11 protein-coding genes and 1 pseudogene are annotated in these 12,957 nt (G+C 72.7%); 6 read left to right on the top strand and 6 right to left on the bottom strand.

Annotated features, from left to right (window positions below; genetic code table 11):
* Window positions 1-451: 451 nt before the first annotated feature.
* The gene (locus tag HCC78_RS20410) at window positions 452-2,029 is read right to left on the bottom strand and encodes a winged helix-turn-helix domain-containing protein (RefSeq protein ID WP_172330646.1); all 1,578 of its coding nucleotides are present in this window, start codon (window positions 2,027-2,029) and stop codon (window positions 452-454) included.
* Between the two features lie 122 nt (window positions 2,030-2,151).
* Here HCC78_RS20410 and HCC78_RS20415 point away from each other — a divergent pair, with 122 nt between their 5' ends.
* The 6 genes and pseudogenes from HCC78_RS20415 to HCC78_RS20445 form a co-directional block, all read left to right on the top strand.
* Window positions 2,152-3,039, top strand: coding sequence for a class I SAM-dependent methyltransferase (locus HCC78_RS20415; RefSeq protein ID WP_172330647.1), 888 nt, complete (start codon window positions 2,152-2,154; stop codon window positions 3,037-3,039).
* Between the two features lie 40 nt (window positions 3,040-3,079).
* On the top strand, window positions 3,080-3,652 hold the full coding sequence (locus HCC78_RS20420) for an OsmC family protein (RefSeq protein WP_172330648.1): 573 nt from the start codon (window positions 3,080-3,082) through the stop codon (window positions 3,650-3,652).
* Between the two features lie 65 nt (window positions 3,653-3,717).
* Window positions 3,718-4,953: an NAD(P)-binding domain-containing protein gene (locus HCC78_RS20425; protein WP_172330649.1), complete on the top strand. Its 1,236-nt coding sequence runs from the start codon at window positions 3,718-3,720 to the stop codon at window positions 4,951-4,953.
* Between the two features lie 13 nt (window positions 4,954-4,966).
* Window positions 4,967-5,515 (top strand): OsmC family protein, encoded by a 549-nt coding sequence (locus HCC78_RS20430; RefSeq protein ID WP_172330650.1) that lies wholly within the window; start codon window positions 4,967-4,969, stop codon window positions 5,513-5,515.
* Between the two features lie 1,239 nt (window positions 5,516-6,754).
* Window positions 6,755-7,429 (top strand): hypothetical protein, encoded by a 675-nt coding sequence (locus HCC78_RS20435; RefSeq protein ID WP_172330651.1) that lies wholly within the window; start codon window positions 6,755-6,757, stop codon window positions 7,427-7,429.
* Between the two features lie 456 nt (window positions 7,430-7,885).
* Window positions 7,886-8,043, top strand: a pseudogene (locus tag HCC78_RS20445) (IS66 family transposase zinc-finger binding domain-containing protein); the annotation flags it as partial.
* Between the two features lie 369 nt (window positions 8,044-8,412).
* On the opposite strand, the gene HCC78_RS20450 reads toward HCC78_RS20445, so the two are convergent.
* The 5 genes from HCC78_RS20450 to HCC78_RS20470 form a co-directional block, all read right to left on the bottom strand.
* Window positions 8,413-9,393, bottom strand: a complete 981-nt coding sequence (locus HCC78_RS20450) for an FAD:protein FMN transferase (RefSeq protein WP_172330652.1) — start codon at window positions 9,391-9,393, stop codon at window positions 8,413-8,415.
* A complete protein-coding gene (locus tag HCC78_RS20455; protein WP_172330653.1) occupies window positions 9,374-11,581 on the bottom strand; it encodes a PepSY domain-containing protein in 2,208 nt (735 codons plus the stop codon). Before HCC78_RS20455 ends, HCC78_RS20450 begins: the two co-directional genes overlap by 20 nt.
* A gap of 12 nt (window positions 11,582-11,593) precedes the next feature.
* Complete coding sequence (locus HCC78_RS20460; RefSeq protein WP_172330654.1) at window positions 11,594-12,064, bottom strand: DUF2271 domain-containing protein; 471 nt, start codon at window positions 12,062-12,064, stop codon at window positions 11,594-11,596.
* Window positions 12,065-12,101: 37 nt separating this feature from the next.
* Window positions 12,102-12,458, bottom strand: coding sequence for a hypothetical protein (locus HCC78_RS20465; protein WP_172330655.1), 357 nt, complete (start codon window positions 12,456-12,458; stop codon window positions 12,102-12,104).
* Between the two features lie 156 nt (window positions 12,459-12,614).
* On the bottom strand, window positions 12,615-12,938 hold the full coding sequence (locus HCC78_RS20470; protein ID WP_172330656.1) for a PepSY domain-containing protein: 324 nt from the start codon (window positions 12,936-12,938) through the stop codon (window positions 12,615-12,617).
* Between the last annotated feature and the right edge of the window lie 19 nt (window positions 12,939-12,957).

Consider the following 12,957-nt stretch of genomic DNA (forward strand, 5'->3'; position numbering starts at 1 on the left):
GCCGGCGAGGAAGCGGCAGGCACCTCGCGATCCCGGATCCTGCACCGGGTCGGCCGCACGCCCCGGAGGCCATCCCGGCCGCGCGTCCGCCGCGCCGCCGGGGACCGCGGTCCCATGGCGGGGCTTCCCCCGCCTCGCAGACCTCGCAGAAGGTGACGCCTTGCAACGCCGCAGGCGGGCACTTGTGGGCAACTTCAAGAGGCAGAGTGGCCCCCAAGGCGGCCGTCCGGCGCGGCGCTGGCAGGCTCGGCAGCTTCGCCATGCCCGAAGTGCAAGGCATTATTGACGGGTTCATTGCGCCCCGGCGACGTCCGACGGCAGACGGGCCCGGCCTGACGGCAATGCCCGTTCCCGGGAGCCGCTCAGCTGCGTGAAATGCCCCGCAGGCGTGCCGCCGCGCCGGGAGGGGCCATCCTGCGGGCCGAAGGAAAGGGGGCAGCGGGCAACGCCGTCACCTGGCCCGGAATCCGAGCCTGTCCAGCGACCGCTCCAGCTCGCCGCGGATGGCGGGGTCGCGGAACGGAAAGGCCGTGAAGAACTGCTCGGCCGTGGTGTCCGGCCTGCGCTCGAAGGTGCGCAGCTTCCAGTATGCGGCCTCCTCGGGCTTGCCCGCGATGTCGCAGATTGCGGCGGCGATCGCGCTGATCAGGTGGTGCGCGCCGGGCTTCCTCGCGCCCTGCGCCGACCAATGCGCCGCCCGGTCGAGATTGCCGATATGCAGATGTGCGATGCCCCGCGCCGATTCCATCGCGTAGAGGAACGGATCGAGCGGGCTGAGATCGACCGCCTTGCGGACCGCGCCGAGCGCCTGCTCGCCCTGGCCTGCCATGACGCTGGCCCAGCCATGCGCGTAATGGCCCTGCGCGAAGCTCGGGCTGAGGCTCATCGCCCGCTCCAGCCAGGCCTGCCCCGCCTCGGGATCGCCGCGCAGCCAGTGCGCACGCCCGTAGGTGAAATTGCCGAACGGATCCATCGGGTCCAGCTCGACCGCGCGCTCGGCATGGCGGCGGGCATCCTCGACATCCGCCTGCCGGTCGCCGCCGTAGCGCAGGAAGGCCGATTGGAAGCTGGTGAAGGACAGCGCTGCATGGGCGCGGGCGAAATGCGGGTCGAGCGCCGTGGCGCGGGCGAAATGCGCGGCGGCGCGGGCATTGTCGGCGCGGTTGAAGCGGTACATGTGCTGGATGCCGAGGTGGTAGCAGCCCCAGGCATCGAGCGACTCCGGGCTCTTCAGCCGCGCGAGCTCGGCCTCCTGCAGCGGAACGTGCAGCTCGGTGGCGGAGACCACGAGAGCGGCGATCTCGTCGCGCATCAGGTGGACGTCGCCGATGTCGCCGCTGCGGCGCTCGGCCCAGATCGCCTGGCCGCTGCGGCAGTCGGCCAGCTCCACTGCAATCGCCAGCCGGTCGCCGATCAGTTCCACCGTTCCTGTCAGAAGATAGGTCGCCCCGAGGATCGCACCGATTTCCTCGGCGGACTGGCTGCTGCCGCGGAAGCGGAAGCTCGAGCCGCGGGCGATCACCTTCAGCCAGCGCAGCCGCGACAGCGACGCGATCAGCTCGCCCGGCACGGCATCGGCGATGGCCCCATAGCGCTCGGGCGCGCCGACAAGGGCGAAGGGCAGCACGGCGAGCGAGGGCTGCCGGCCGGTTTCGGCGGGCGCGTCCCCCGCGGCGCCGGGACCCGGCAGTGCCTCTGCTGCCCGCGCCGGCAGCGCATTGCCCAGCCGCGCCTCGGCGACGAATCGGAATCCGCGGCCATGCAGGGTGCGGATGTATTTCTGCAGCGCGCCGCTGTCGCCCAGGGCCTTGCGCGCGGATTTCACCAGCGTGGAGATCGCCGCGTCCGTGACGATCCGGCCTTCCCAGATCCGGTCGGCCAGCTCGTCCTTGCCGACCAGCCGGTCGGCATTCTCGACCAGATGGGCGATCAGCGCGAAGGCGCGCGGCTCGACGGCCAGCCTTTCGCCGTCGCGGAGCAGTTCCCCGCGGCCGAGATCGAGCGTGAAGCCGTCGAAAAGGTATTGCACGGGCGTGTCCGGGAAAAACTCAGGAAATCCCCAGGATCGTCTCAGACATCGCTCAAGCTGGCAAGCGCGGCGTCGCGTAGACCTCCTTCAGAGCCGGACGGACCGGCACGGAGGACCCAGAAATGACGCGCCAGGACCCGATCCAAGTCCCGCAAGACGATACCGCCCTCGTGAGCTTCTGGAACGAGGTGCTCGCCCCGAAATTCATCCGCTACCGCCATGTCCTGGTCGGCGGCCTGTCGCGCCACAGCGCCGAGGTGATGCCCGCCCTTGGCGTCCGTCCCGGCGAGCGCGTGCTCGATGTCGGCTGCGGCTTCGGCGACACCGCCATCGCCCTGGCCCGGCGCGTCGGCCCGGCCGGACATGTCACCGGCGTGGATTGCTGCGATGCGTTCCTCGGACTCGCTGCCGCCGATGCGGCGGAGCAGGGGATCGCCAACCTGGAATTCGTCCGCGGCGATGCCGAGAAGGGCCTGGCGCCGGGCGCCCATGATTTCGTCTTCTCCCGCTTCGGGACGATGTTCTTCGCCAATCCGGTCGCGGGGCTGCGCTCCATGCGCCGGGCGCTGAAGCCGGGCGGGCGGATGGCCCATATCGTCTGGCGCTGCCGTGGGGACAATCCTTGGCTCGACGCTCCCCACCGCGTGGTGCGGCAGTTCCTGCCGGCCCCCGGCGCGGATGCCCGCACCTGCGGCCCGGGACCGTTCTCCATGGCGGACGAGGCCCGGACCCGCGCCCAGATGGAGGCTGCAGGCTTCGAGGACATCGCCTTCCGCCGCTTTGACGCCAAGGTGCTGGTGGGACGGGGCATCGCCGATGCCATCGCCTTCCAGCTGGCGCTCGGCCCGGCGGGCGAGACCTTCCGCGAGGCGGGCAGCCTTGCCGAAGACCGGCGCGCCGAGATCGAGGCCGCGCTGGCCGTGCTCTTCGCGGCCTCCGAGACCACGGCCGAAGGCCTGTGGATGGACAGTTCCTCCTGGCTGATCACGGCGCGCGCGCCCTCGGCCTGACCCGGTTCCACGACCCACCCCTCGCAGAAAGGAAAGACCCATGACCATCGAGACCCCGATCCGTCCCGCCGCCGCCGACAACGGCGTCAACACCGAAGCCCTGATCGGCGCGCGCGGCGCCTTCGAGCAGATGCCCGCAGCGGCGCAGTTCACCTTCCGCAGCAGCTGCGCCTGGAACACCGGCACGCAGAGCCGCAACACGATCAACGGCTATGCCGGGCTCGGGCAGGAACATGCGCGCAAGCGGACCTTCACCATCGACTCCGACCATCCGGAAGTCTTCGCCGCCGAGGACACCGCTGCAACCCCGCCGGAGATCGTCCTGGCCGCGCTGGCCTCCTGCCTGACCGGCGGCGTTGCCGCCGTCGCCCAGCACCGCGGCATCCAGCTGCATTCGGTCCGGTCGCTGGTCGAAGGCGACATGGACGTGCGCGGCATCCTCGGCATGGACCCCGAGATCCGCAACGGCTTCTCCGCCATCCGCGTCCGGTTCGAGATCGATGCCGACGCGTCGCCCGAGGACATTGCCGCGCTGGCCGCCCAGTCGCAGAAGCGCTCCGCCGTCTTCGACATGCTGTGCAACCCCAGCCAGGTGTCCGTCTCGGTCGCCTGAGCCCCGCCCGGAGCCCGGCACCTCCCGGCCGGCTCCGGACCCCTGACCCGCGAAGGGGACGCCCCGTGAAATCGATCCATACCCTCGTCATCGGCGCCGGCCAGGCCGGACTCGCCGCCAGCCGCTGCCTGTCCGAGCGCGGCATCGAGCATGTCGTGCTGGAACGCGGCGAGATCGCCAATTCCTGGCGGCACGAGCGCTGGGACAGCCTGCGCCTGCTGACCCCGAACTGGCAGAGCCGCCTGCCCGGCCATGCCCATGGCGGCCCCGATCCGGACGGGTTCATGGCCATGCCCGAGGTGGTCCGCTTCCTCGAAGGCTATGCCGCCCTCGGCCGCGCCCCGGTCGAGGAGCGGACCCGCGTCACCCGCGTCCGCCGCATCGGCGGCGGCTACAGCGTGGAGACCGACCGCGGCGGCTGGGCCTGCCGCAACCTGATCCTGGCGACCGGTGCCTGCAATGCAGCGAAGATCCCCGCCTGCGCCGCCGCGTTGCCCTCCGGCATCGCGCAGCTGACGCCGCTGGGCTACCGAAATCCGGCGCAGCTTGCCCCCGGCGGGGTGCTGGTCGTCGGCGCCTCGGCCACCGGCGTGCAGCTGGCCGCCGAGATCCGCGCCGCCGGGCACGAAGTCACCTTGGCCGCGGGCGCGCATGTCCGCGTGCCGCGCTGGTACCGCGGCCGCGACATCCAGCGGTGGATGGACTGCACGGGCCTCCATGACACGCCGGCAGCGGAGGTCGACGACCTCGCCCGCGTCCGCCGCCTGCCTTCGCTGCAGCTCGCGGGCGATGGCCGGCGGCGCTTCCTCGACCTCAGCGCGCTGCGCGCTGCGGGAGTCGAGATCGCCGGGCGGCTGGCCGCGATCCGAGACGGGCAGGCGCTGTTCTCCGGCGGGCTGGCGAATGACTGCGCGCTGGCGGATCTGAAGATGAACCGGCTGCTCGGCACCATCGACGCCTGGATCGGGGCCAACGAACCCGGTCCGCTGCCGCCGCCCGAGCGCTTCGCGCCCACCGCGGTGCCGGAGCGGCCCCGGCTGGTCCACGATCTGGCCGGCGGCCGGTTCCGCACGGTGATCTGGGCAACCGGCTTCCGGCCAGATTTCGGCTGGCTGGACCTGCCGGTCTTCGATGCCAAGGGCGCGCTGCGCCACGAGGGCGGCCATGTGCTGCCCGGGCTCTACGTGCTGGGGCTGCCCTTCCTGCGGCGGCGCAACTCGGCCCTGATCGACGGGGTCGGCGCCGATGCCGCCCATGTCGCCGCCCATATCCTGGAAACCCGCGGCCGCCTGGCTGCATGACTGGAGAGAGACCATGAAGGACATTCCCGCACGCACCGCCCAGCAGGAGGCCGATGCCCGCATCCGCGAGGCCCAGTCCCGGGTCATCGCGCGCATGGAGGCGGATCTTTCCGCAGCGCGCAGCACCATCGTTACCACCGGCGAGATCGGCGAGGGGCTGGCCTGCCAGGTGCAGCAGGGCAGGTTTTCGGCCGTGCTCGATCTCGGTCCCGGCATGGGCGGCACCGCTGCGGGCCCGTCGCCGGGCTTCCATGCCCGCGCCGCGATCTGCGGCTGCGTCGCCATCCAGGTCAAGATGCTCGCCGCCCGCGAGGGGCTGGCCTTCGACCGGGTTCTGGTCACGGTGGAGACCGATTTCGACGATGCCGCGCTTTTCGGTCTGGGCGACGGTCCTGCCGCGCCGCTGGAAACCCGCGTTGCGATTGCCATCGACAGCGCCGAGGACAGCGACCGGATCGAGGCGCTGGTGGACCGCGCCCTCGAGATGGACCCCTGGTACATGGCGCTGCGCGACCGGCAGCGTGTCCGCAGCACCCTTTCGGTCCGCCCGGCCGCGGGCTGAGCGGGGCCGCTGGGCCGGTGGTTCGGCCCAGCCGTCCCATGCCGGTGCCGGACCTGCATCTGCCCGGCGTTTCTCCGGCCTCGTGTTCCGGCTTCAAGGCGATCCCGGTTGCGCCGGGCCCGCCGCCGCCATCCCATTGTCCGCGCCCCGGCGGGCAGGCAAGTGGTGCTGGCGTCCAGGCGGCCGACGGATCCGGCGGCGGCCTGGATGCAAGTTTCGGCGTCGCCCATGGCCGCGCGGCCTTGCGCCGGAAGCGCTCGGACCAAACGGGCGCCCTTGTCCTCTCTGGAACCCGATACCGGGGCGGGTGCTTCCGCCGCAACAAGGCTTCCCGCATTCGAAAGCGCCTGATCAATCGCTGTGCGGGAAGGCCGGACAATCCGCGGGAACGGTTCCGCGGCCACCGGGATCGCGGCGATGCGCTGCCATCTGTCTGGACCGCGCCGCGAGCCGCACCGGCCCGTTCTGGCCAGGCTTTTGATGAGGCGCGCGTGCCGGCTCTCCGTCATGTGCGCGCAATCGCCCGGGATGGGAGCGGCGCCCCGCGAGGGACATCGGAAGACTTTGAAATCGGGGATTTCCGCCCGGTGGAGAGCCCGGCTGAGCCGCCCCCGATACAGCGGGGCAGCCGCTCGCGCATCTCGCTAGGGTGCCGCTGTGCCGCGCCGCGCCGCCGCCAACCGGAAGCTGAGATGAAGCCGCTTCTTCCGCCGGAACAATCCCGGATGCAGAAGAACTGCGGGCCGCATCGCCCTGCGAATGCCGGAAGGCGCGCAGCATGCGGTCGGGGATGGCAATCAGGACGAGGCCGGAGGTCAGGGCTTCCCCGCTGCCATCCGTCGCCGGAAGGCCAGTGGGTCGGCGCGGGCCAGCCGGCCCTCGGGCCAGCGATTGCAAGCCGCGCGTGGATGTTGGGTTCCTGCGGCGCATCGGTGGCGAACACCGGGCTCGGCGTCCCAGCCCGCAGGTTTTCCGGCGCCGGATCCCGGATCCAGCCACACCGCGCCATCAGGCGCATCCAGCCAGGCGGCCCCGCCTGTTGCCGCCATCGGGCTCCGGCGTCCAGTGCAGCGCAGGCAGCTCCGGCCAGCACTCAATGCGCGCCGGCCGGGCTCCCGCAACAAGCCTTGCCCCTGGCGCAGGGCCCGTTGCCGCAGGGGTGCCCTGTAGACGGGCCCGAAGGCGGACACCGGCACCGGAGCCGCTTGAAGGCGGTGCTGCGTCGCGTATACCCGCGGCATGGCAACGAAAAGCTTCTCGATTTCCCTGCGCGACGACGGAACCGCCCGCCTGTCGTTCATCTACCGGACCCCCCGCCAGACGGGGATCTCGCGCCTGTCCTGCGACCTGGCCGCCGCCGGGCTCGCCCGGCTGGCCGCGTTCTGCGAGATCTGCGATCTCCAGCCTGCGCGGACCCTGCCGCTCGGCCTCGATCTCGATGCCCTGGCGCTGCGCTGGGTGCCCGGGACACCCGGCATGCTGCATATCCTCCGCATGGGGCGCCAGTCGGCCGGCACCGTCGCCGCGCCCTTCCACGACCTGCATGCCGAACTGGAGGAGGCCACGGACCGCTGCCTGGCGATGGCACGGACGTCCCGCCGCGGCCGGATCATCTGGGAGCTGCTGGGCGGCTGCGGCCGCCCGGAGGCCCTGCCGGCCCATCTGCCGCCGGACGAGGCCGACCATATCCTCCACCGGCTTTCCGAGATCACGCTGCTCTCGCTCGCGGGGGACGCCGCGAACCCGAAATCCGGGCTGTCCCGCAAGCTGCGGCGCACCAGGAGCTCGGACGAGGCGGCGGAGCATGTCGGCGCGGCGCTTTCGGCGCAGGCCCGGCTGCTTTTCCCGTCCGGCGGCCTGCCCCATGCCGGGGCGCCGGCACCGGACGGAGCCCTCGCCCGGGGGCTGGCCTGACGCGGGGCTGGCCCCAGATCTTCATGAGGCCGAGCCCGGCGGCGATTGCCAGCGGCCCGCCGGTTCCCCGGGCAGGACCGTGGCGATCAGGATCGCGATGAGGATGCCCGACCCGCGCACGGCCGCGACGAGGGCGACCTGGGCCCGGGGCGAAGGTCCGGACCGCAATCCAGCAGGACGCGAGCGACATCGCGCCCGCCGCGAGGCCGGTCCTCCGCTCCGGAAGGGTCGCCCGGAAGGCGGACCGTCTGAGGGCCGCCCAAGCGTAGAGCACCATCCCGGCGGCGTCTGCTAGGTGTTTGATCCTACGGTTTGATGGTGCGATCCATTCGTCGGCATGGAAGGAAGCACTATGGGACAAGTTCGTCACGGCTGCGCCACGACCACGCACGCCATCCGAGCTGCAATACAGCGATCGCAAGCTTCGACAGCGGCGCTGAGCCGGATCGCGGAACCATCGAGCCCGCCAGTCTCGACTGCCCCTGCGGCTGCGGGCAGCTCCACCAGATCGGCGAGGACCGGACCGAACGGCTCGACATCGTCTCCGCGCAGTTCCGCGTCATCGTCACGATCCGCCCCGCTATGCCTGCCGGATCTGCACGGACGGCGTCGTCTAGGCTCCGGCGCCTGCGCATCTGATCGAAGGCGGGCTGCCGACCATGGCACGTCGATGCCGTCGGGGGCGGTTGCAGCATCAATGCCGCGCGGATCGAAAACCGGTGTTTTGCGGGGATCCACCTTGGCCTCGGCCTGGGGGCCGTCTTCCGCTTGCCCGGTTCTAGGGGCCGCGCGCGCAGCCGGGCTCCCGCTCGGCAAGCGGGACGGCCCCGGGGTGGCCGCGGATGAAAGCGCGCCGGCGCAGGAATGGAGGGCTGCACCACAGCGGAGGAAAATTCCGCCGGGTCGCGAGCCCTTCCAGTCAACGCAGCAGGTCGGGCCGGAGGCCCGCGGCAGGGACTCCTGCGGAGGGCACGGAGCCCGGGTCAGTGCAGGCGCGGCGCGTCCATGCCGTCGGCCGGACCGGGGAACAATCGGCCGGAGGCCGCGCAGCCGATGCCGCCGTCTTTGCCGCGGTGCAGGAACAGGGCATCCAGGCCGCGTGCGCTGGCCAGGGCCGCCCCCTTCCGGGCGCCGAGCACCATCAGCGCCGTTGCCCAGGCGTCCGCCTCGGCGCAGCTGCGGGCCAGCACGGTGACCGACGCCGGCGGCGCGGCCAGCGGCGCTCCGCGGCCCGGATCCATGGTATGCGACAGCTGCCGCCCCCGCACCTCGACCCAGTGCCGGTAGTCGCCCGAGGTGGCCACGGCAGCATCCTGGAGCGCTAGGATCGAATGCGGCGCGCGGCGCTCATGGTCGGGCGCCTCCACCGCGATGGTCCAGGCCTGGCCGTCCGGCCGCAGGCCGAGCGCCCGCATCTCGCCGTCGATCCCGGCAAGCGCGCCGTCGATCCCGTGCGCGGCAAGCGTCTCTGCCAGCCGGTCCACGCCGTATCCCTTGGCGATGCCGTTCAGGTCGAGCGTCAGCGGCACGGATTTGCGGACGCGCCTTCCGTCGAGCTCCAGTGCCTCGTGGGCGGGCACGCGCGCGGCCGCCAGCGCGGCACGGATGCGCTCCGGCGAGGCCGCCGCGGGACCGAAGCCCCAGGCGGCCACCGCGTCGCCCATCGCGATGTCGAAGGCCCCGCCCGAGGCGCGGCCGATGGCGAGACCAAGGCGCAGCACCTCGGCCAGGCGTTCCGGCACGGGCAGCCATGCGCCCGCAGGCGCCGCATTGAGGCGCATCAGGTCGCTGCCGGGCTTCCAGGCGGACATCTGCCCGTCCACCTCGTCGACCGCGGCCTGCAGCGCCGCGCGGAGCGCCGCCGGATCGAAGCCGGGCGGCGCGAAGAACAGCGCGGACCAGCGCGTGCCCATGGTCGGACCGTTCAGCGCGATGCGCTCCTGCTCAGTAGATGTCCTCGACATAGCGTCCCTCCGCCTTCAGCACCGCGGGCGAAAGCCCGGCGGGCGCGAGTATCTCGGCCAGCGCCTCGGCCACGCCCGCGGCCATGCCGCGCCCGCCGCAGACCATCACCCGCGCGCCGCTGCGCAACAGATCCGCGACCTGCGCCGCATCTGCGCGCAGCGCGTCCTGCACGTAATGTGGCCGCGGTCCGCGCGAGACCGCCGTCGCCAGCCGCGCCATGCGGCCGTCCTCCTGCCAGCCCGGCAGCTCCTCGCCGTAGAGGAAGTCGCTGCCGGGATGGCGCATGCCGAAGAACAGGTGGACCGGCCGCCGCCGCCGGTTGTCGCGCACGATCCCCGCCAGCGGCCCGATGCCCGTCCCGGCGCCGATCAGGATTAGCGGCGCCCGGCCGCGGCCGGGCCGGAAGCCCGGGTTGCGGCGCAGGAAGGCGGCCACGGTGCCGCCGGGCTGCAGCGCGGTCAGCTGCCCGGAGGCCAGCCCGCCGGGATGGCGCTTCACCACGATCTCGATGAACCCGTCGCGGCGCGAGGAGGCCAGAGAATAGAACCGGGGCACGCTGCCGCCCTCGGGCAGGATGCCGATCAGGTCGCCTGCGCGGAACCGGGCGAATCCCGTCCCGGCGAGCCGCCGGCGCGGGGAAACGGGGGGCAGGGCGAAGCGCAGGATCGAGGTCGGCGCCTGCACCTCGGCGCCGTAGTCGCGGCGCGAGACCAGCGCCAGCGCCTGCGTCTCCGGCTGCGCCGGCCGGTGCGACAGCTCCAGCGCAATCCCCATCTCCTGTCCCAGCGCCCGGCCCCAGCGGGCGAAATCCTGCGGCGACTGCCGGTCGACCGTGTCCGGCGCCAGGAAGCTGCGCCATCCCTTGGCCCCGGCGGCCGCGGAGACGGTCCTTGCGAAGGCGCAGTAGCCGGGGAAGCTGCGGTCGCCAAAGCCGAGCACCGCCAGCGGTGCGGCGGGCGCCGCACCGGCGGCCTCCAGCTTGCCGAGGAAGCCGCGGGCCGACGCCGGGGCCGCGCCGTCGCCATAGGTCGCGGCCAGCACGATGATCCGCTCGGCACGGGCATAGCGGCCGGGCGCGAAGGCCGACATCGGCGCGGCATGCACGCTCTGTCCGGCGTCGGTCAATGCGGCGTGCAGGGTGGCGGCGAAGCCCCAGGTGCTGCCGCCCTCGCTGCCGACCAGCAGGATCGTCGCGGCGCGGTCCGCCGGGCGGTTGCCGCGGATGCGGGGACGTCCGCGCCGCCCGCCGCGCCAGACCAGCACGCCGGTCAGCGCCATCGCAGGCACGGCCAGCGCCGTCAGGCCCAGCACCGCGCCGAGCACCGCCGCGCCCTGTCCGGTATGGAGCATGTAGACCGTCTCCGAGGCGCGCTGCCATCCGGTCGGACCGGCCCAGGCAAGCAGCCTGCCGCTGCCCTGGTCGACATAGCCGGTGCCGCGGTCGGTCTTCAGCGTGAAGACATCCGCGGCGTCGTCCGGATAGGGGAAGGTCAGCTCGCGCAGCCTGGAAACCGGCGTCTCCGCCAGCAGGCCGATGCGTGCGGGATCGATGCCGGTGCCGCCGCTGACCTCGGCCGGAAAGGCCGGCAGGGTGCCGCCGTCGGGCAGGAGGCCGAAGGTGGAGGCGGTCATCCACAACGCGGTCGCGGAGGACAGGACGAGCCCCGCCACGGCAAGCCGGGCGATTTCGGCATGGAGGCGCCCGGCGAGCGGGCCGCGCAGCGGGGCGAACCACCGCCGCCAGCCGCCTGCGCGCCGCGCCGCCAGCGCCGCGCCCGACATCGCCAGCAGCAGCATCGCCGCTGCCCCGGCCGCCATGGCGATCCGGCCGCCATCGCCGAGGAACAGCGAGCGGTGCAGGTTGGAGAGCCAGCGCTCGGCCCCGCCCGGATCGGCGGGGCCCGCGCCCTGTCCGGTGGCCGGGTCGATCACGGCGGAGCCCGGCCCGTCCGGGCCGGTCCAGTAGGCCGTAATCCGCCCCGAAGGGGCGCGCCGGATCTGCTCGAGCCCCGGATGGGCCGCCTCGATGCGGCCCGCGAGGGCCGCGACCGTCAGTTCCGCCCAGGCCTGCGGCGCGGCAAGCCGTTCGGTAGCGGGGAAGACCGAGAGCGCTGCGCCGCTCAGGCTCAGGACGGTTACCAGCGCGAGGGCCAGAAGACCCGGCCAGCGGTGGAGTGCACGGATCATGGCCCGGTCTCCCTACATGTCGTAGGCGAAGCTGGCGATGTAGCGGCGCCCGCGCACAGGCGTTCCGGCGCCCTGGGCGGTCAGCGGAACGGCCAGCTCGCCGGGGCTGTCGCGCATGTCCTCGACGGCGGCATCGACATGCAGAGTGTAGCCCGCGTCGAACAGCGCGTCGGCAAGGTCGAAGGTGATCTGCAGCGTGCGGCCCGCGCCGACGCTGGCGCCGGTGATCCCGTTGATCTGGCGGGTGTCTCCGCCGGTGGCGCGCTCCCAGCCGGTCAGGTGCTGGTAGTATTTCGACTTGCCGCCGGCCATCCAGAGGCTGCCGGCATAGGCGCCGGAGGGATCGGTGACGTAGAAGGCGAGATACGCGCCGTCGCCGCCGTAGCTGTCGAGCTTGGTGGTCAGCGTCACCTGCCGCGCCATGGCAAGCCCGGGAAGCGTCAGCGCGGTGGTGAGCGCGAGCGCAGTCAGAAGCGGTTTCATCGGATGGGTCCTCTTCGGTTGGTTCGGGGCAGGGCGATCAGTTCACCTGGACCTGCGGCGGAGCGCCGTTGCCGAAGAGCCCGTTCGGCGGCGGGGCGACGGTGCCCGCAGGGGCCGGGCTGCGCGCGCCCCGGCTGCCGCCGTGGCCGTCCCCATCGTCGTCTTCGTCATCCTCGCCGCCGCCGTGCCGCCCGCCCATGGGGTAGCCGTGCCGGTCATCCTCGTCCTCGCCGCTTGCGAGGCGCAGCAGGTCCTGTTCGCCGCCGTCCCCGGCAAGCGCCACGGAGGGCGGCAGGCTGCGGCTGCCCGCGGACTGCGCCGCGCTCCAGGCCGGGATGGCGGCGGCGGCCGCCAGGGCGGAGGCGGCGACGGCAAGCGTCAGGGTCTTTCTCATGGCTGGGTCTCTCCCGTGTCAGCTGGGGCCAATCTGGCGCGGCGACCTGAGGGCTTCCTGACGGCCCGGCGCTTCCCGCTTCAGCTTGCCGTCAGGAAGCGACAGGCCCCGCCTTGGGGGGCGGGGCCTGTCCGGAGCGCGGAGCTGGAGGGCCGGTCAGTCGTGCCCGTCGCCGTCATGGTCGCCGTCGCCGTCGCGCTGGCGGTGGCTGCCATCCTCGTATTCGAGATCGATCACCCGGAGCGTCGCGGGATCGACGGTGACCTCGATCCGGCGTCCTGCGGCATCGGTGCCGTCGATTTCGTAGCAGCCGTCGTCGATCTTGATGCGCCGCACGGCCCAGCCGTTGTCCTGCGCCAGCCCGGCGACGGCCTCGCGCGGCTGCCATTCGGCCATCGGCACGAGGCAGTCATCGTCCGCCAGCGCGGCTCCGGCCGGAAGGAGCGCGATAAACCCGAGAATTGTCAACGCCTTCTTCATGGGCCAAACTCCCCGCTGC

The sequence above is a fragment of the Mangrovicoccus sp. HB161399 genome (assembly GCF_013184745.1).
In the GTDB taxonomy this organism is placed as follows: domain Bacteria; phylum Pseudomonadota; class Alphaproteobacteria; order Rhodobacterales; family Rhodobacteraceae; genus Mangrovicoccus.